This is a genomic window from Saccharopolyspora sp. NPDC047091 (genome assembly GCF_040643635.1).
GTDB lineage: Bacteria > Actinomycetota > Actinomycetes > Mycobacteriales > Pseudonocardiaceae > Saccharopolyspora_C.
In genome coordinates, this window is the sequence record NZ_JBEYUS010000056.1 from 1 (window position 1) to 17,519 (window position 17,519).

The 17,519-nt window shown below is 73.4% G+C and carries 17 protein-coding genes; 10 read left to right on the top strand and 7 right to left on the bottom strand.

The features are described 5' to 3' along the window. Positions 1 to 166: 166 nt before the first annotated feature. Positions 167 to 625: a peroxiredoxin gene (locus ABZ805_RS21550; RefSeq protein WP_358443075.1), complete on the bottom strand. Its 459-nt coding sequence runs from the start codon at positions 623 to 625 to the stop codon at positions 167 to 169. Positions 626 to 784: 159 nt separating this feature from the next. Here ABZ805_RS21550 and ABZ805_RS21555 point away from each other — a divergent pair, with 159 nt between their 5' ends. The 6 genes from ABZ805_RS21555 to cutA all read left to right on the top strand — a co-directional run bounded on the left by ABZ805_RS21555 (position 785) and on the right by cutA (position 5,677). Continuing rightward, positions 785 to 1,357, top strand: coding sequence for a type 1 glutamine amidotransferase domain-containing protein (locus tag ABZ805_RS21555; RefSeq protein ID WP_358443078.1), 573 nt, complete (start codon positions 785 to 787; stop codon positions 1,355 to 1,357). Positions 1,358 to 1,382: 25 nt separating this feature from the next. After that, positions 1,383 to 2,504 carry a hypothetical protein gene (locus tag ABZ805_RS21560; RefSeq protein ID WP_358443080.1) on the top strand — a complete coding sequence of 374 codons (1,122 nt, stop codon included), beginning with the start codon at positions 1,383 to 1,385 and terminating at the stop codon, positions 2,502 to 2,504. 10 nt (positions 2,505 to 2,514) lie between these two features. Then, complete coding sequence (locus ABZ805_RS21565; protein WP_358443082.1) at positions 2,515 to 2,844, top strand: DUF2795 domain-containing protein; 330 nt, start codon at positions 2,515 to 2,517, stop codon at positions 2,842 to 2,844. 163 nt (positions 2,845 to 3,007) lie between these two features. Continuing rightward, entirely contained in the window at positions 3,008 to 3,913 is a 906-nt protein-coding gene (locus tag ABZ805_RS21570) for a serine hydrolase (protein WP_358443085.1), read from the top strand. A gap of 293 nt (positions 3,914 to 4,206) precedes the next feature. Beyond that, entirely contained in the window at positions 4,207 to 5,220 is a 1,014-nt protein-coding gene (locus tag ABZ805_RS21575; protein WP_358443087.1) for a LacI family DNA-binding transcriptional regulator, read from the top strand. 139 nt (positions 5,221 to 5,359) lie between these two features. Next, on the top strand, positions 5,360 to 5,677 hold the full coding sequence (gene cutA / locus ABZ805_RS21580; RefSeq protein WP_358443090.1) for a divalent-cation tolerance protein CutA: 318 nt from the start codon (positions 5,360 to 5,362) through the stop codon (positions 5,675 to 5,677). Between the two features lie 16 nt (positions 5,678 to 5,693). On the opposite strand, the gene ABZ805_RS21585 is transcribed toward cutA, so the two are convergent. Beyond that, positions 5,694 to 5,891, bottom strand: coding sequence for a ferredoxin (locus ABZ805_RS21585; protein WP_358443093.1), 198 nt, complete (start codon positions 5,889 to 5,891; stop codon positions 5,694 to 5,696). 86 nt (positions 5,892 to 5,977) lie between these two features. Between ABZ805_RS21585 and ABZ805_RS21590 the strand changes: the two genes are divergently transcribed. The 3 genes from ABZ805_RS21590 to ABZ805_RS21600 all read left to right on the top strand — a co-directional run bounded on the left by ABZ805_RS21590 (position 5,978) and on the right by ABZ805_RS21600 (position 9,376). Next, on the top strand, positions 5,978 to 7,189 hold the full coding sequence (locus ABZ805_RS21590) for a cytochrome P450 (RefSeq protein WP_358443095.1): 1,212 nt from the start codon (positions 5,978 to 5,980) through the stop codon (positions 7,187 to 7,189). A 4-nt stretch (positions 7,190 to 7,193) separates the two neighbouring features. After that, entirely contained in the window at positions 7,194 to 7,886 is a 693-nt protein-coding gene (locus ABZ805_RS21595; protein ID WP_358443098.1) for a helix-turn-helix domain-containing protein, read from the top strand. A 218-nt stretch (positions 7,887 to 8,104) separates the two neighbouring features. Next, positions 8,105 to 9,376 carry a cytochrome P450 gene (locus tag ABZ805_RS21600; protein ID WP_358443101.1) on the top strand — a complete coding sequence of 424 codons (1,272 nt, stop codon included), beginning with the start codon at positions 8,105 to 8,107 and terminating at the stop codon, positions 9,374 to 9,376. Positions 9,377 to 9,419: 43 nt separating this feature from the next. Here the strand turns inward: ABZ805_RS21600 and ABZ805_RS21605 are convergent, their stop codons facing one another. The 5 genes from ABZ805_RS21605 to ABZ805_RS21625 all read right to left on the bottom strand — a co-directional run bounded on the left by ABZ805_RS21605 (position 9,420) and on the right by ABZ805_RS21625 (position 16,266). Further along, a complete protein-coding gene (locus tag ABZ805_RS21605; RefSeq protein ID WP_358443104.1) occupies positions 9,420 to 9,962 on the bottom strand; it encodes a cyclodeaminase/cyclohydrolase family protein in 543 nt (180 codons plus the stop codon). Further along, a complete protein-coding gene (locus ABZ805_RS21610) occupies positions 9,959 to 11,656 on the bottom strand; it encodes a formate--tetrahydrofolate ligase (protein WP_358443107.1) in 1,698 nt (565 codons plus the stop codon). Before ABZ805_RS21610 ends, ABZ805_RS21605 begins: the two co-directional genes overlap by 4 nt. After that, the gene (locus ABZ805_RS21615) at positions 11,653 to 12,495 is read right to left on the bottom strand and encodes a methylenetetrahydrofolate reductase (RefSeq protein WP_358443110.1); all 843 of its coding nucleotides are present in this window, start codon (positions 12,493 to 12,495) and stop codon (positions 11,653 to 11,655) included. The genes ABZ805_RS21610 and ABZ805_RS21615 overlap by 4 nt, the downstream gene beginning before the upstream one ends. A gap of 19 nt (positions 12,496 to 12,514) precedes the next feature. Beyond that, positions 12,515 to 13,714, bottom strand: coding sequence for a glycine cleavage T C-terminal barrel domain-containing protein (locus ABZ805_RS21620; RefSeq protein WP_358443113.1), 1,200 nt, complete (start codon positions 13,712 to 13,714; stop codon positions 12,515 to 12,517). 77 nt (positions 13,715 to 13,791) lie between these two features. Continuing rightward, a complete protein-coding gene (locus ABZ805_RS21625; RefSeq protein WP_358443116.1) occupies positions 13,792 to 16,266 on the bottom strand; it encodes an FAD-dependent oxidoreductase in 2,475 nt (824 codons plus the stop codon). A gap of 500 nt (positions 16,267 to 16,766) precedes the next feature. Between ABZ805_RS21625 and ABZ805_RS21630 the strand changes: the two genes are divergently transcribed. Continuing rightward, positions 16,767 to 17,513, top strand: coding sequence for an IclR family transcriptional regulator (locus ABZ805_RS21630; protein ID WP_358443119.1), 747 nt, complete (start codon positions 16,767 to 16,769; stop codon positions 17,511 to 17,513). Positions 17,514 to 17,519 lie beyond the last annotated feature (6 nt).

Sequence of the window (17,519 nt, forward strand, 5' to 3'; positions counted from 1 at the left end):
TCTCGCTGCGGGATCGTTTTCACCGGTGGCTCCGCCACAGGAGAAAACGCTGTCCTCGCGAGAATCCCGCTGAGAACCCGCGGCGGTGCCGGTTGATGAGGTGGTCGCCGCTCAGCGGCTTCGCCGCTGACAGACGCTGACCGGAGGGCCCGCTCGGGTTCGCGGGTCAGGCGCCGCGCTGTTCGCGGAGGTAGGTGAGCGCGGTGTCGGCGTGGGAGGCCATGTTGAACTCGCTGCGCACCACTTCCAGCACGGTGCGGTCCGGCCCGATGACGAACGTGTGCCGCTTCACCGGCAGCGGCCCGAAGCGCCGCTTCACCCCGAACTGCCGCGCCACCACGCCCTCCCGGTCGGACAGCAGCGGGTAGTCGAAGGAGTTCGTCCGCGCGAAGGTGGCCTGCTTGGCGACCGGGTCGGTGCTGATGCCGACCGGGTGCGCGCCGAGCTCGGCGAACTCCGCCGACAGGTCCCGGAAGTGGCAGCTCTCCGCCGTGCACCCGGAGGTCATCGCCGCCGGGTAGAAGAACAGCACCACCGTGCCGCCGTCGAGGAGCTCCGAGAGCTTGCGCTCGGTGCCGTGCTGGTCGGGCAGTGCGAAGTCGTCGACGGTGTCGCCTGGGCGCATCGGAGCTCCTTGATCGTGGCCGGCGATGGTCACCCTAAGCCCCGGACGGGCCTGCGCGGCACAGCCTGTCCGTTTGCCGCCTCGGCGCGCCGGGTAGGGCACGGCTGAGCGGCGAGGCGCGAACCGGCCCGCCGCGACGATCTGCAGGAGGTGTGCACGATGACCGCGAACCTGAACGGTGCCAAGGTCGCCTTCCTGGTGGCCCCGGACGGCATCGAGCAGGTGGAGCTGACCGAACCGTGGAAGGCCGTCGAGCAGGCGGGCGGCCGCCCGGAGCTGGTGTCGATCCAGCCGGGTTCGGTGCAGGGGCGGAACCACTTGGAGAAGGCCGACACGTTCACCGTGGACAAGGTCGTCACCGAGGTGTCCCCGGACGACTACGACGGCCTGGTGCTGCCGGGCGGCGTGGCCAACCCGGACGCGCTGCGGCAGGTGCCGAACGCGGTGCGCTTCACCGGCGAGTTCTTCGCGAAGCAGAAGCCGGTCGCCGCGATCTGCCACGCCCCGTGGCTGCTCGCGGAGGCCGACGTGGTGCGCGGCCGCAGGCTGACGTCCTACCCGAGCCTGCGCACGGACCTGCGCAACGCGGGCGCCGACTGGGTCGACGAGGAAGTCGTCGTGGACTCGGGGCTGGTGACCAGCCGGAACCCGAACGACCTGCCCGCGTTCTGCGCGAAGGTCGTCGAAGAGGTCGCCGAGGGAAGGCACCGCGCGCAGGCGCGCAGCGCGTGATCGAGGTGGCAGAGCGGAGGAGTCGATGAAACTCGCGTTCCTGCAAGACGTCTACGGGTACCAGGGCCCGTTCGCGACGGTGTACCTGGACACGTCGGCGGACGCCGAGGACGCCGCGAAGGCCGTGCAGCTGCGGTGGCGCTCGGCCCGGGAGCGGCTGGCGGACGCGGGTGCGGACGAGGCGACGCTGCGCGCCTTGGACGAGACCGTGGACCGCCACGAGTACCGGATCGGCCACCGCGGCCAGGTGCTGGTCGCGACCGCGGGCGAGGTGGTGTTCGGCGAGGAGCTGCCGCAGCCGCCGGACGACGCCTCCGACGACGAGAAGGTGCACTTCGGCACGCTGCCGCACCTGCTGCCGTACCTGCGGCTGCGAGCATCCCGCATCCCGCACGTGGTGGCCCTGGTCGACCACGTGGACGCGGAGCTGACGGTGGTGGCGGCGGGCGCCGAACCCCGCACCCGCCGGGTGCAGGGCGGCGACCACCCGGTGCACAAGGCCCCGGCGGGCGCCGACGAGCTCAACGAGCAGCGCTTCCAGAACAAGGTCGAGGAGCAGTGGCTGCGCAACGCCAAGGACGCGGCCGAGGAGATCGGCAAGCAGGCCATGCGGATCGGCGCCGAGCTCGTCGTGCTCGCCGGTGACCCGCAGCAGCGGAAGCTGGTGCACGACAACCTGCCCGGCGGCGTGCGGGAGCGCACCGCGCAGACCGATGCGGGCCACCTGGACCAGGGCGACTCGGCGGAGGGCCTGCGCGGCGAGGTCGCCGAGACGGTGGACGCCGCCGTGTCGGCGCACGTGGACGAGGCGGTCCGCGAGTTCGAGCAGCAGCGCGGCCGCGACGAGCGCGCCGCGGAGGGCTGGACCGCGGTGCTCGCCGCCCTGCAGCGCGGCCAGGTGCGCACGGTGCTGTGGGGATCGCCGGAATCGGTGTCTTGGCTGCACGTCGGTCCCGTCCCCAACCAGGTGGCGCTGCACGAGCGGGAGCTCACCGACATGGGCGTGTCCAGCCCCGGCAGCGCGCCCGCCAGCGCGGCGGTCGTCTGGTCGGCGGCCGGCACGGACGCGGACCTGGTGCTGGTCGACCCGGACGAGGTGAAGCTGACCGACGGCATCGGCGCGGTGCTGCGCTACACGGACGCGTGAGAGGAGAAGCATGACGACGACGCGGGAAACGGTGCAGAAGTCGCTGTCCACGGTCGACTTCCCCGCGAGCAAGGAAGACCTGGTCGCCTTCGCGCGGAACAACGGCGTGGACCAGGGCACGGTGGACGCGCTGCGGGCGCTGCCGCTGGCCGACTACGACAACGTCGGCGAGGTGCTGCGCTCGGTGCCGCTGGACAAGGCCGATGAGGAGGGCCAGTCCGACGCGGACAAGGCGAAGGAGGACCGGCAGCACGTCCGGCCCGGCCTCGCCGAGCACCAGCGCGAGACACCGGCCAACCCGATCGCGGAGGAGCTCGGCGAGAACCGCAAGGGCGGCTGACACCCGAGGACACCACGACGATCGTCGAACGCCCCCGCCCAGGCGGGGGCGTTCGCGCGTGCCGGGCCGAGTTCTGCGATCGAGCTCGCGGCGGCGTTAGCGTGCTGGAGGCACGTCCGACGGCCCGGCCCTCCCGCCGGGCCTCGGAGTCATGGGGTCCCGCATGGATCATTCCGATCGTCGGTTCCGGCGCGCGCTCGCGCTGCTCGGTTGCTCGGTGCTGCTGGCGGTGACCACCGCCGGGTGCGGTGGCCAGGGCGACCGGACCGCGCACGAGGAGTCCGGCCAGTGGTGGGTGTCGCGCGCCGGCTATCCGGACGCGCCCGCGCGGGCCCGGCCGAGCCCGAACCCGGCGGTGCGGTCGGCGGTGCGGCAGGTCGACGAGTACGCCGACCGGCTCTCCGGGAGCACGGTCGCGGTGGCCGTGCTGGACCGCGAGTCCGGTGCGGCCGTCGGCGGGGAGCACGCGGACGAGGAGTTCACCACCGCCTCGGTGTCGAAGCTGCTGGTGGCGATGGACGTGGCGGAACGCCGCCGCGAGGGCCTGCGGGTGTCGTCATCGGACGCGGAGCTGATCCGCCGGGCGCTGGCGGTCAGCGACGACGGGGCGATGAACGCGCTCTGGGACCGGTTCGACGGCGCGGGCGCCATCTCGCGGGTGGCGGTGCGCTACGGGCTCACCCGCACGCTGCCACCGGAGGTGCCCGGCCGGTGGGGCGACACCCGGACCTCGGCGCGGGACGTGGCGGCGGTGCTGGCCAAGGTCCCGGAGCTGCCCGCGGCGGAGCGGGACCTGGTGCTGAGCCCGTTGGAGGAGGCGCCGCGCACCGCTGCGGAGGGCTTCGACCAGCAGTACGGGCTGAAGGCGGGGACGCGCCGGGCCGCGGTGAAGCCGGGCTGGATGTGCTGCTCGGACGGCCGCCGTTCGGTGCACAGCGCGGGGCTGATCGGGCCGGACCGGCGCTACGCGGTGGCGGTGCTGTCCACCCAGCCGTCGTCGAAGAGCTACTCGCAGGCGTCCGAGGTGGTCACCGAGGCCGCGGCGCCGCTGCTCCGCCGCCTCGGCTGAACCTCGCCGCCGGGCGCCGTCGGTCCTGGAGCGCTCGGGGTGCGGCCCGTTCGTCCGTCTCGCCGGTCCGGTGGGCGGTGTCCGCAGGGGTGGCCCGGTCGCCTCGCCCGCTCGGCCCGGTGAGCCGTGTCCGCAGGGGTGGCCCGGTCGCCTCGCCTGCTCGGTCCGGTGAGCGGTGTCCGCAGGGGTGGCCCGGTCGCCTCGCCCGCTCGGTGGGCTGATCACCTGGCGTCCGGGAGCGGGCCTGCTTCGCTACGCTGGCGTCCCGCTGGACGGCTACGAGGGGATCTGCGGTGAAACGGCCCACGATCATCGACATCGCGCGCCAGGTCGGCGTGTCGAAGGCCGCGGTGTCCTACGCCCTCAACGGCCGCGCCGGGGTGTCGGCGGCCACCCGGGAACGCATCCTCGACGTCGCCGCCCAGCTCGGCTGGGACGCGGCGGGACCGGCGCGGACGCCCGCCGCCGACCGCACCGGCACGATCGGCCTGGTGCTGGCCCGGCCGCCGCAGCACATCCGCGCCGAACCGTCGGTGGTGCACTGGATGGCGGGCCTGGAGGCGGCGCTGGCCGAGTACGGGCTGAGCCTGCACCTGGCGCTGCCCCCGGACGAGGAGGCCGAGCTCGGCACCTACCGCGCCTGGGCCGCGGAACGCCGGGTGGACGGCGTGATCGTCACCGACCTGCGCGCCGAGGACCCGCGGGTTCCGCTGCTGCGGGAGCTGAAGCTGCCCGCGGTGGTGATCGGCGAGCACGAGCGGGTCGCGAACGTGGCGGTGCTGCGCTTCGCCGCCGCCGACGAGGTGCGCGCCGTGGTGGCGCACCTGGCCGAGCTCGGGCACCGGCGGATCGGCCACGTGCAGGGCGGGGTCGACCTGGAGCACACCGCGCGCCGCAGCGGCCTGCTGCGCGCCGAGGTGCGGGAACGCCTCGGCACCGACCTGGTGAAGGTGGAGGCCGACGCGACCGAGGACGGCGGGGTGCGGGCCACCGCGCGGCTGCTCGCCGCCGATCCGCCGCCGACGGCGATCGTCTACGACGACGACGTGATGGCGGTGGCCGCGGTCGCGCGCGCCGCCGAGCTCGACGTCCGGGTGCCGACGGACCTGGCGGTGCTGTCCTGGCAGGACTCCATGCTGTGCCGGGTGGTGACCCCGCCGGTGACGGCGCTGTCGCGGGACGTCGAGGACGATGCCGCGGCCGCGGTGCACCTGCTGCTGGAGCTGATCGAGACGGGCGCCGCCGACGACCTGGACGTGCCGCCGCGCGTGCTGCTGCCGCGCGCCAGCACGGCGGGCGGCGCCTGATCCGCTGAGCGGCGTCCTCCCGGCGCGGGTTCCCGCCGCGGCACCGCGGCGGCACCGCGGGTTCCCGCCGCGGCACCGCCGCGCCCACCTGCCGGGCGGGAACTTCCGCGCCGCGGCGCGGGGTCGATACGCTCGGCGCATGGCTGACTACGTGCAGGTCGTGACCACGACGGATTCCGAGCGGGCCGCGGCGGAACTGGCCCGCGGCGTCGTCGAGGCGCGGCTGGGCGCCTGCGTGCAGGTGGTGCCGATCCGCAGCTTCTACCGCTGGGACGGAGCCGTGCAGGACGACCCGGAGTGGCAGCTGCAGGTCAAGACGCCCGCGGCGCGGCTGGACGCGCTGGTCGCGCACCTGCGGGAGCACCACGGCTACGAGGTGCCCGAGGTGATCGCGACGCCGATCGTCGGCGGAAACCCCGCCTACCTGTCCTGGTTGGACGAGGAGACCGCCGGCTGAGCTCGGCCCGCGCGGGTCAGTCCGCGCGGATCGCGATCGCGGCGGCGGGGCACAGGGTGGCCGCCTCGCGCGCGGCGTCCTGGTGCTCGGCGCCGGGGGAGGCGTCGAGCAGCACCACGACGCCGTCCTCGTCGCGCTGGTCGAACACGGACTCGGCGGTGAGCACGCACTGGCCTGCGCCGATGCACTTGTCCTCGTCGATCTCGATCTCCACGGCGTCCTCCCGGGCTTCTCTGGTCAGTCAGTCGACTGAAGGCTACGCTAGCATTTAAGTCAGACGCCTTTCTTAATGAGGATGCGATGCGAGCCGACGACACCACCTGCCCCGTGACCGGAAGCGGCACCACCGACCCGCTGCCGTTCCCCTTCCCGCTGCCCACCGCGCTGGAACCCCCGGCGGAATGGCGGCGGCTGCAACAGGAATGCCCGGTGGCGCGGGTGCACACCGTGGTCGGGGAGGACGCGCTGCTGCTGACCCGCTACGAGGACGTGCGCGCGATCCTGGCCGACCCGCGGTTCACCCGCAGGCCCCTCGACGACGCCGAGGACGGCTCCTTCCCGAGCACCATCGCCCAGGGCGAGGGGCACCTGCGGTGGCGACGGCTGCTGAGCCGCTCGTTCACCGTCAAGCGGATGCGCGCGCTGCAACCGCGGATCGAGGGCATCGCCCACGAGCTGATCGACGAGATGCTCCGGCAGGGCGCGCCCGCCGACCTGCGCACCGCGCTCGGCTTCCCGCTGCCCGTGTTCGTGATCTGCGACCTGCTCGGCGTGCCCGCCGCCGACCGCGCGAAGTTCGCGCACTGGTCCGACCACATGCTCAACCTGACCCGCTACACGGAGGACGAGGTCCGCGAGTCCGGGCAGGAGCTGTGGAACTACCTGGCCGAGCACGTCCGGGCCAAGCGCGCCGAACCCGGCGACGACCTGCTCTCCGAGCTCACCGCCGTCAGCGACGCCGACGACGGCAGGCTCTCCGAGACCGAGCTCATCGCCACCGGGCAGGCCCTGCTCATCGCCGGGCACGAGACCACCGCCAACATGATCGGCAAGATGGCCGCGATGCTGCTGTCCCGCCGGGAACGCTGGGAGAGCCTGCTGGCCGACCGCGCGCTCGTCGACCCGGCCGTCGAAGAGGTGCTGCGCTTCGACGCGAACCTCGGCAGCACCGGGATGCACCGGCACATCACCGAACCCGTCGAGGTCGGCGGCACCACCATCGAAGCGGGCAGCACCGTGCTCGCCCTGATGCAGGCCGCGAACCGGGACGAGGACGCGTTCGCCGACGCCGCCGAGATGGACCTCGCCCGCACCCCCAACCCGCACCTGACCTTCGGGGCCGGACCGCACTCCTGCCTCGGCCAGTCGCTGGCCCGCGTCGAACTGCGCACCGTGCTCGCCGCGCTGCTCGACCGCGTGCCCGGGCTGGAGCTGGCGATCCCCGCCGACGACCTGCGCCGACGCGAAGGGCTCCTGGTCGGCGGGCTCGAAGAAGTCCCGGTGCGGTGGTGAGAAGATGACCGCCGTGGACGTTCGACCCGCGCGGAACCGCAGCGGCGCGCGCACCGGGGCCCGCTCCGGCGCCCGCCGGGAACGCGCCGACGCCACCCGGGCGCTGCTGCTGCGCACCGCGGAACGGCTGTTCGCCGAACGCGGGCTCTCCGAGGTGTCCAACCGGCAGATCGTCGAGGCCGCCGGGCAGGCCAACAACTCCGCGCTGGCCTACCACGTCGGCACCCGCGACGACCTGCTGCGCGCCATCAGCGCTTCGCACAGCGAACCGATCGTCCGGCACACCAGGGAGATGCTCGACGCGGCGCGCGGTGCGCGGGAACCGCGCGAGCACGTCGCCTGCATGGTGCTGCCCTACGTCCGGCACCTGGCGAGCCTCGGCAACCCCGGCTGGTGCGCGCGGTTCACCGCCCAGGTCGCCACCGACCCGGTGGTGCGCAGCGGGCCGATGCACGCGCCCGAGATGGAACCGCTGCTGGCCGAGGCGAACGCGGCGCTCGCCGAGCACGCTCCCGCGCTCCCGCCGGAGGTCGCCGCGGTCCGCCGCGACACCGCCCGGCTCGCGGTCCTGCACACCTGCGCCGAGCAGGAACGCGCTGCCGCGGCCACCGGCACCCCCGCCGACTGGGAACTCGTCGGTACCGCCCTCACGGACGGCCTCACCGGACTGCTGCTCGCGCCCAGCGGCGCCCGCTGACCGGCTCCCGATCGGCGGCCGCTGATCGGTTCCCGCTGATCGGCTTCCGCCGACCGGTTCCCATCGACCCGCTCCTGCCGACCGGTTCCCGCCGACCCGGCTTCCGCCGACCGGTTCCCACCGACCTGGCTTTCGCTGATCGGCGGAAGCCGACCGGCTTCCACCGAGAACCTCCCGCCACCACGGGCACTTCGCGCTGCCCGGGAACAGGACTCACCATGAACGACCAGGCCACCGACGCCCCGGCCCGCCCCGGGCTGCGCCGCCCGCTGCCCCCGGAACTCGTGCAGCGCGGCGACGTCCCGTTCGACCCGCCCGCCGGGCTCGACCGGCTGCGCGCCAACGGACCCGTCGCGCCGATCACGCTGCTCAACGGGGCCCGCGCGTGGCTCGTCACCGGCTACCGCGAGGCCCGCGAAGCGCTCGGCGACACGCGGTTCAGCTCCGACCGGTTCCGGCACCGCGACGCGCTGCAGCTCACCCCGGAAGAGGTCGCCGCGGGCGGCTGCCCGCACGCCGCCGCGCAGGCCCCCGCCCGGCACGGGCTGTTCATCTTCATGGACCCGCCCGAGCACACCCGGCTGCGCCGGATGCTCATCGGCCAGTTCACCGTCCGCCGGATGCGCGCGCTGGAAGCGCGGGTCACCGAACTCGCCGTGGAGCTCGTCGAGGCGATGAAGGCGCGCGGGAACAGCGCCGACCTCGTCGCCGACTTCGCGCTGCCGCTGCCCTCGCTGGTCATCTGCGAACTGCTCGGCGTGGACTACGCCGACCGCGACCGGTTCCAGCGCGACGCGGCGATCTCGCTGAACATCCAGATGCCCGAGCAGGAGCGGACGGCCGCCTCGGAACGGCTGCGGAACTTCATGCGCGAGCTCGTGGCGGGCAAGCGCACCGCGCCCGGCGACGACCTGCTGTCCGGGCTGGTGCACGGCGACGCCGATCCGGCGCTGACCGACGACGAACTCGTCGACATCGCCACCACGTTGCTGACCGCGGGCCACGAGACGACCGCGAACATGCTCGGCCTCGGCACCTTCGCCCTGCTGGAGCACCCGGCGCAGCTCGCCGCGCTGCGCGCCGACCCGGCGCTGATGGACGGCGCCGTGGAGGAACTGCTGCGCTACCTGTCGGTGCTGCACCTGGGCATCAGCCGGGTCGCCACCGAGGACCTGGAGCTCGGCGGCGTCCGCATCGGCGCGGGCGAGACGATCCTGGTGTCGGTGCCGGAGGCGAACCGGGACGCCGAGCAGTGGGATGACCCCGGCGAGCTCGACGTCACCCGCGGGCGCAGCGCGCACCTGTCGTTCGGGCACGGCGTGCACCAGTGCCTCGGCCAGCAGCTGGCGCGGGTGGAGATGCGCATCGGCTACGCCGAACTGCTGGATCGGTTGCCCGGGCTGCGGCTCGACGTGCCCGCCGCGGAGGTCCCGCTGCGCACCGACATGGTCATCTACGGGGTGCACCGGCTGCCGATCAGCTGGGACTGATCAGGTGCGTGGCCCGTCCGGACGGGCCACGCACCCGCGTGGTTCAGGACAGGTGGCGGGCCGCGTCGGCGGCGTGCGCGTCGGCCTCGTCGGCGGGAGCGAGGTCGGCCTCGGCCGCGGTGAGGTCGATGCGCACCAGGACCGCGGCACTGCGCGCCGCCCCGGCCGCCAGCGCGGCGGCGGTGAGCGCGTCGCCGCGCAACGCCGGTCCCGCCTCCGCCGCCACCTCGTCCGCCAGCGCCGCGACCTGGGCGGCGAGTTCGGCGAGCCGCGCGGGCGGACCGGCCGCGCCGGCCAGCGCCGCCGCGAGCGCCGCCGCCCGGCCCGGATCGTCCGCCGGGCGCCGCCGCGCCGCCAGCACGTCCTGGTAGGCGTCCGAATCGGCCTGCGCCAGCTCCGTCGCCCGCTGCCGCAGCGCCTCCGCCCGCGACGCCCGCGCCGCGTCCCGCCGCAGCCGCGCGCACATCGCCAGCAGCCCGGCGGCCGCCGCCGTGGTGACCGCGCCGACGACACCGCCGGTCGCGGACGGCGTCGGCGCGGCCACCTCGTCCAAGAACTCCCGCACGCTCGCGTCGAGATCGGTCAACTCAACCCCACGACCTCGCCGTGCTCGTCGATGTCGATGTGCTCCGCCGCCGGATGCGAACCCAGACCGGGCATCGTGCGCATGTCCCCGCAGATCGGGTACACGAAACCGGCGCCCACCGAGGCCCGCACCTCGCGGACCGGCAGCGTCCAGCCCGTCGGGGCGCCCAGCAGCTTCGGGTCCGAGCTCAGCGACAGGTGCGTCTTCGCGATGCACACCGGCAGCGAACCGAACCCGTTCGCCTCGTAGTCCCGCAGCGACCGCTCGGCCGCGGGCGCGTAGGACACGCCGTCGGCGCCGTACACCCTGCGCGCCACCGTCTCGATCTTCGTGCGGAGGTCGGCGGAATCCGGGTACAGCAGCTGGAACCGGTTCGGTTCCTCGGCCGCCTCGACCACGGCCTCCGCCAGGTCCTTCGCGCCCTTCCCGCCGTCGAGGAAGTGGCTGCTCACCGCGACCCGCGCGCCCGCCGCCTCCGCGACCTCGCGGATCGCCGCGTGCTCCGACGGGTGGTCGGTGGGGAACGCGTTCACCGCCACCACCGGGGAGACCCCGTGCAGCCGGATGTTCTCGATCTGCTTGCGCAGGTTGTCCGCGCCCGCCCGCACGTCGTCCGGGTTCTCCGCCAGCAGCTCCGGCGGCAGCGGCCTGCCCGCCACGATCTTGTGGTTGCCGGAGTGCGCCTTCAACGCCCGCACCGTCGCCACCAGCACCGCCGCGTCCGGGCGCATCCCCGAGCTGCGGCACTTGATGTTGAAGAACCGCTCGGCGCCCATGTCCGCGCCGAACCCGGCCTCGGTCACCACGTAGTCCGCGCAGTGCCCGGCGATCCGGTCGGCCACCACCGAGGAGTTGCCGTGCGCGATGTTGCCGAACGGGCCCGCGTGCACGAACACCGGCGTGTTCTCGGTGGTCTGCATCAGGTTCGGCTTGATCGCCTCCCGCATCAGCACGGTCATCGCGCCCGCCGCGCGCAGCTGCTCCGCGCTGACCGGGGTGCCGTCGCCGGTGTAGCCGACGACGATGCGGCCGAGCCTGCTCCGCATGTCGTGCAGCGAGTTCGACAGCGCCAGCACCGCCATCACCTCGCTGGCCGCGGTGATGTCGAACCCGGTCTGCCGCGGCGTGCCGTCCGCCGCCCCGCCGAGCCCGGTGACGATGGAGCGCAGGTCCCGGTCGTTGACGTCGAGCACCCGCCGCCAGGTGATCCGGTTCGGGTCCAGGCCCAGCGCGTTGCCCTGGTGCAGGTGGTTGTCCACCATCGCCGAGAGCAGGTTGTGCGCCGCGGTCACCGCGTGCATGTCGCCGGTGAGGTGCAGGTTCAGCGCCTCCATCGGCACCACCTGGCTGTAGCCGCCGCCCGCGGCGCCGCCCTTGATGCCGAAGGTGGGGCCCATCGACGGCTGCCGGATCGCGATCGCCGAGCGGTGCCCCAGCTGCTTCAGGCCCTGGCCCAGGCCGACGGTCGTGGTGGTCTTGCCCTCGCCCAGCGGGGTGGGGGTCACGGCGGAGACCAGCACGTACTTGGCCTGCGGCCGGTCGGCGAACTCCTCGACGGCGTCGAGGGACACCTTCGCCACCTGCTTTCCGTACGGCTCCAGCAGGTGCGGGCCGATGTCGAGCTGCGCGGCGATCTCCTCGATCGGCCGCAGCGCGGTGGCCCGGGAGATGTCCAGGTCGGACGGGATTGTCATGCGGGAACCTCCTGGAGCCGGGCCGCGGCGTCGTCGCGCCACCGGGCGGTCCGGCCGATCTCGTCGAACGTGAACAGGTGCCACCCGGCGATGCCAGGGGCGGGCTCCGCCAAGTGTGCCGACAGACCGTCCACCAACCCGTCCGGGGTGTACGGCGCGAGCAGCCTGGTCACCACGCCGTGCTGCTTGCGCAGGAACCGCAGCGACTCGCCGAGGCCGATCTTCATCGACACCCGCAGCAGCTTCGTCACGTCCACCGCCCCGGGCAGCCCCACGTGCACCGGCAGCAGGACGCCACGGGAGCGCAGCTCGCCGAGCCAGCGGGCGATCCGCTGCGGGTCGTAGCAGATCTGCGAGACGACGTAGTCGGCGTGCGGCGCTTTCGCCGCCATGGCACCGATCGTGACCTCGTCGGGCAGGAACGCGTGCGGTTCCGGGTAGCCGGTGATGCCGACCAGGCCCGGGCGCCGGCCCAGGTCCTCGATCGCCCGCAGCAGTGCGAGCGCGTCCGGGAATTCCCCTGCGGGATCGGGGGAATCGCCGCCGACCACGAAGATCTCATCGCTGCCCAGCTCGGCCGCCCGGTCGAGCAGCGCGGCGAGCCGGGCCCGGTCCGGGATGGAGCGGGCCGCCAGGTGCGGCACCGCGCGCAGTCCCGCCGCCGCCAACTCCGCCGCGGTGTCCAAAGTGGACTCCGGGCCCTTCCGCGGGGAGGAGGTGACGGTGACGGTGCCGTCCGCGGGCAGCACCCGCGCCCGCTCGGCGGCACCGCGCACCGGCAGCACCTCGAACCTGCTGCGGAGCAGCATCTCCCGCAGCCGCTGCGTGCTGGTGTCCATCAGCTCGACTCCCGCTCGCTCACGCCGTCGCCGTGCGCTCGAAGCGCTTCGGGATCTCCTTGTTCGGGTCGTGGAACGGCTTCTCCACCACCAGCGCCTCCTGCGGTCCGTGCTGGGTGTGCACCACGAGTTCCGTGCCCGGTTCCTGGTAGGCCACCGGCACCATCGCGAACCCGATGTTGGCGTCCAGCCGCGGCGAGCGGCAGGCCGAGGTGACCTCGCCGATGCGCAGCCCGTGCGGGTCGTGCACGTCGAACGGTTCGATCATGCTGCCGTCGTTGAACGAACCGACGCCCGGCCCGCCGATGCGCACCCCGACGAGCTTGCGCGCCACCCCTTCGGCCTTGATGCGGGCCAGCGCGTCCTTGCCGATGAAGTCGGCCTCCTGCTCCAGGTCCACCATCCACGTCTTCTCGAACCCGTAGCCCGCCTCGAACGGGTTCGTCTCGTAGGTGATGTCGCACCCCCAGGACAGGATTCCCGCTTCGATGCGGCGGATGTGGCACGGCCCGATGACCTGCATGCCGTGCGGGCGACCGGCCTCCCAGATCGTCTCCCACAACTTCACGCCGTCCCGGCTCGCGTGGTGCAGGTAGATCTCGTAGCCGAGCTCCGCGGTGTAGCCGGTGCGGGAGACCACGACCTGCATCCCGTTCAGCTCGCGGTCCACCGCGTAGTAGTAGGGGACGTCCAAGATGGACTCGCCGAACAGGTCCACCATCACGTCGCGCGACTTCGGGCCCTGCACCTGCACCGGGCCCACGTCGGGTTCGCGGATCCGCACGTCCATGCCCAGGTTCTGCGCCAGGCCCTTCGCCCACAGCAGCACGTCGCTGTCGGCCAGGGACAGCCAGAAGTGGTTCTCGCCCAGCCGCAGCAGCACCGGGTCGTTGATGATGCCGCCGTCCGCGGCGGTGACGAACACGTACTTGCACTGCCCGACCTTGCACTTGGTGAGGTCGCGCGGCACCAGCATGTTGGTGAACTCGAAGGCGTCCGGTCCGGTGATCTCCACCTGCCGCTCCACGCCCACGTCCCACAGCGTCACGCCTTCCAGCAGCGCCCAGTACTCGCCGATCGGGTCGCCGTAGTGGCGCGGGTGGTAGGTGTGGTTGTAGACGCTGTAGAGGCTCACCCCGTGCTGCCGGGAGGCGTGGAAGAACGGCGACTTGCGCAGCCTGGAGTACTGCAGGATTCCCGGGTTCGGATTCACGGTCATGAGCGGCGCTCCTTCTCGGTGTGAGCGGTGTCGGACCACCCGGGCGATCGCCCGAGGGGAGTCGTGGACGGATCGGGTCAGGCGCGCATCCGCGCCATCTCGGGGTCGAAGACCGGGTCGGCGACGACCTCCGCCGGATGTCGGCGGTCGAAGTACGACACCCGCAGCCGGGTGCCCGCGTCGGCCAGCTCGGCGGGCAGCCACGCGTAGGCGAGGCTCATGCCGGTGCTGTGCCCGTACCCCGCGCTGGTGGTGAAGCCGACCGCGTCGCGGCCGGTCTCGGTGAACACCGGTTCGGCGCCCATCAGCACCTCGCCGTCGGTGATCTGCAGGCAGCGCAGCCGCCGCCGCACCGGGCGTTCGCGGCGCCGCAGCAGGGCGTCGCGGCCGATGAACTCGCCCTTGCCGGGTTTCACGGCGAACCCGAGGCCCGCCTCGTCGGGGTCGTGCTCGCTCCACAGGTCCGCGCCCCACGCGCGGTAGCCCTTCTCCAGCCGCATCCCGTTGAACGCGGCCCGGCCCGCCGGGAAGATGCCGTGCTCGGCGCCCTGCGCGAGCAGCAGGTCCCACAGCCGCCTGCCGAACTCGGCGGAGGTGTAGAGCTCCCAGCCGAGCTCGCCGACGTAGGACAGCCGCAGCGCGGTCACCGGGACCTCGCCGACGAACAGCCGCTTCGCCCGGAAGAACCGGAAGGACTCGGCGGAGACGTCCACGTCGGCCAGCGGTGCCAGCACGTCCCGCGCCCGCGGTCCCCACAGGCCCAGGCAGCAGGTGCCGCCGGTGATGTCGCGGACCGAGGTGGTGTCGTCGGCGTGCGCCTGCAGCCACGCCACGTCGCGCGGCCCGTTGCAGCCGACCTGGAACTCGGTCTCGGACAGCCGGGCCACCGTGATGTCGCCGCGCACTCCGCCGTCGTGCTGCAGCATCAGCGTGTAGGTGACGTAGCCGGGGGAGCGGTCCAGCTGCGCGGTGGTGAGCCGCTGCAGCAGGGCGAGCGCGCCGCGCCCGCGCACCTCGGCGCGGGCCAGCGAGGTCATGTCGAACAGCGCCACCCGCTCGCGGGCGGCCTGGTGCTCGGCGGCGGCGATCGGCGACCGGTAGCGCCCGGCCCACTCGCCCGGGAGCACGATTTCCCGCCCCGCCACGAGGGATTCGTTGGACTCGTACCAGTGCGGGCGTTCCCAGCCGCCTGCCTCCAGGAACACCGCGCCGAGCCGTTCCTGGCGTTCGTGGAACGGGCCGGTGCGCAGCGGGCGGGGCCGCGCGGGCGGCTGCTGCGGGTGCACCACGTCGTAGACCTCGCGGAAGCTCTGCGCGCTGCGCTCGGCGACGTAGGCGGGGCTGTGCGCGAAGTCCTCGAAGCGGCGCAGGTCGGCGGCGCGCAGGTCGATGCCGGGCGCGCCATCGCTCATCCACTCCGCCATCGCCCGGCCCACCCCGGCGGAGTGCGTGATCCACACGGCCTCGGCGACCCAGAACCCGGCGACCTCCCGGGACGGCCCGAGCACCGGCATCCCGTCGGCGGTGAACAGGAACAGCCCGTTCATGCCCTCGGCGAGTTCGGTGCGGCGCAGCACCGGCAGCAGCTCGCAGGCGTCGTCCCAGGACTGCTTGAAGTCCTGCGGCGTGAACGGGTGCACCGAGGACATGCCCGCCCAGCCGCCGCCCCCGGACGGCGCCTCGGTGCCGTCACCGGTGGTGGGCGCGATGTCCTCGGCGCGCACCGGGATCACCCGGTGCCGGTACGAACCGATGCCGTAGCGGTCGTGGATCTGCCGGAAGTACATCGAGGCGTCCTGGTGCCGCAGCATCGGCTGCGCCACCTCGGGCCCGGTCGCGGCGCCGAGGCCGGTGACCGGCCCGGTCACGGCGTACTGGTGCGCCAGCGGCCGCACCGGGATGGACACCCCGGCGAGCGCGCCGATCTTCGGCCCCCAGATCCCCGCGCAGCACAGCACGGTCTCCACCTCGATCTCGCCGCGGTCGGTGCGCACCGACCGGACCCGGCCGCCGGTCACGTCGAAGCCGGTGACCTCGGTACGGCCCTGGAACCGCACGCCGAGCCCTTCGGCGGCGCGGGCCATCGCGGCGGCGGCCCGGACGGGTTTGGCGACGCCGTCCCCGGGCACGTGCAGCCCGCCGCGGATGCGGGACGCGTCGACCTGCGGGATGCGGTCGGCGACCTCGCGGGGGCCGACGAGCTCGGCGGGCACGCCCCACGCGGCGGCCAGGCCGCGCTTGCGCTGCAGGTCGGCCCAGCGTTCCGCGGTGGTCGCGACCTCGATACCGCCGACCTGGTGGAAGCAGGGTTCACCGTCGAGCTCCGCGGCGCCGAACCGCTCGACGGTGTAGGCGGCCAGCCGGGTCAGCAGCTCGGAGGCGTTGGTCTGGAACACCAGGCCGGGGGCGTGCGAGGAGGAGCCGCCGGTGGCGAACAGCGGTCCCTGGTCGACGACGAGCACGTCGGTGATCCCGGCGCGTGCGAGGTGGTACGCCGCGGAGCAGCCGACGATGCCCGCTCCGACGATGAGCACTCGTGCCCTGCCGTCCATGTGCCGCCCCCTGGCTCATGACGCTGGTGTCGGGTCCGAAGCGGACCCGGTGGTCGGCTCGGTCCGAGCGTTCCCGCTCGCGGCCGGTCGCGGTGGCCCCGGAAGGACGCCGGGACGGTTGTTGCGCTCCTCACAACTGGCTGCGTTGTACGCAACACTGCGCCTGACGGAAGGGATGCGTCAAGCACACGGGAGGGCGAATTCCCTTGGAGTGATCGGGTTTTCCGCGTTCCGGTGCGACCCGTCGCGAACGGCCCGCAGTGGGTGCACGCCGCGTTCCGATGCGTCCCCCGGTGGGTGACCGGGTGGGGGTCGGCGGCACCGGTCCGGTCCCGTAGCGTGGCCGCCGCTGCGCCGGGAGTCAGGCCCCCGATGACCCCCGGCCGGGTTGTTGCGTAATCAGCAACACCGTGTATCGTTCATCAAGGCAATTCTCCGCAACGGATACGGGTTGAACCGTGGTCAACGCAGGACGATCCAGCGAACGTTCCGGCGCCCTCGTGCAGTCGGTTGACCGGGCGGTGACCGTGCTGGAACTGCTGGCCCGCCACGGCGAAGCGGGCATCACCGAGATCGCGGGCGAACTGGGCGTGCACAAGTCCACCGCCTCCCGCCTGGTCAGCGTCCTCGTCTCCCGCGGCCTCGTCGAGCAGCTCGGAGAGCGTGGCAAGTACGTCATCGGCTTCGGCATCGTCCGGCTCGCCGGCGCCGCCACCGACCGGATGGACCTGTCCCGGCTCGGCAGGCCCTTCTGCGAATCGCTGGCCGAAGAGCTCGGCGAGACCGTGAACATCGCCGTCCGCGACGACGAAGTGGCCATCAACATCAGCCAGGCCCGCGGCACCGCCTCCGTCACCGCGCACAACTGGGTCGGCCAGCGCACCCCGCTGCACGCCACCTCCAGCGGCAAGGTGCTGCTCGCGCACGCGCCCGCCGACGACCAGGACGCGCTGCTCGAGGACGAACTCGCCCAGTACACGCCGCGCACCGTCACCGACCCGGTCGAACTGCGCGGCGGCTTCGAGCTCATCGTGCGCGACGGCTATGCCACCAGCTACGAGGAACTGGAGCTCGGGCTGAACGCCGCCGCGGTCGCCGTGCACCGGCACGACGGCGAAGTCGTCGCCGCGCTCAGCGCCTCCGGCCCGTCCTACCGGTTCTCCCGCAAGCGGATGCGCGAGGTGATCGGCGCGATGACGGTGGCCGCCAAGGAGCTCTCCGGCCAGCTCGGCTTCCTGGAGGAATGACCGGGG

Bases quoted from the DNA above. Each gene is read 5' to 3' on its own strand.
- ABZ805_RS21550 (WP_358443075.1), bottom strand. From the start codon at position 625: ATGCGCCCAGGCGACACCGTCGACGACTTCGCACTGCCCGACCAGCAC.
- ABZ805_RS21555 (WP_358443078.1), top strand. From the start codon at position 785: ATGACCGCGAACCTGAACGGTGCCAAGGTCGCCTTCCTGGTGGCCCCG.
- ABZ805_RS21560 (WP_358443080.1), top strand. From the start codon at position 1,383: ATGAAACTCGCGTTCCTGCAAGACGTCTACGGGTACCAGGGCCCGTTC.
- ABZ805_RS21565 (WP_358443082.1), top strand. From the start codon at position 2,515: ATGACGACGACGCGGGAAACGGTGCAGAAGTCGCTGTCCACGGTCGAC.
- ABZ805_RS21570 (WP_358443085.1), top strand. From the start codon at position 3,008: ATGGATCATTCCGATCGTCGGTTCCGGCGCGCGCTCGCGCTGCTCGGT.
- cutA (WP_358443090.1), top strand. From the start codon at position 5,360: ATGGCTGACTACGTGCAGGTCGTGACCACGACGGATTCCGAGCGGGCC.
- ABZ805_RS21590 (WP_358443095.1), top strand. From the start codon at position 5,978: ATGCGAGCCGACGACACCACCTGCCCCGTGACCGGAAGCGGCACCACC.
- ABZ805_RS21595 (WP_358443098.1), top strand. From the start codon at position 7,194: ATGACCGCCGTGGACGTTCGACCCGCGCGGAACCGCAGCGGCGCGCGC.
- ABZ805_RS21600 (WP_358443101.1), top strand. From the start codon at position 8,105: ATGAACGACCAGGCCACCGACGCCCCGGCCCGCCCCGGGCTGCGCCGC.
- ABZ805_RS21610 (WP_358443107.1), bottom strand. From the start codon at position 11,656: ATGACAATCCCGTCCGACCTGGACATCTCCCGGGCCACCGCGCTGCGG.
- ABZ805_RS21615 (WP_358443110.1), bottom strand. From the start codon at position 12,495: ATGGACACCAGCACGCAGCGGCTGCGGGAGATGCTGCTCCGCAGCAGG.
- ABZ805_RS21620 (WP_358443113.1), bottom strand. From the start codon at position 13,714: ATGACCGTGAATCCGAACCCGGGAATCCTGCAGTACTCCAGGCTGCGC.
- ABZ805_RS21625 (WP_358443116.1), bottom strand. From the start codon at position 16,266: ATGGACGGCAGGGCACGAGTGCTCATCGTCGGAGCGGGCATCGTCGGC.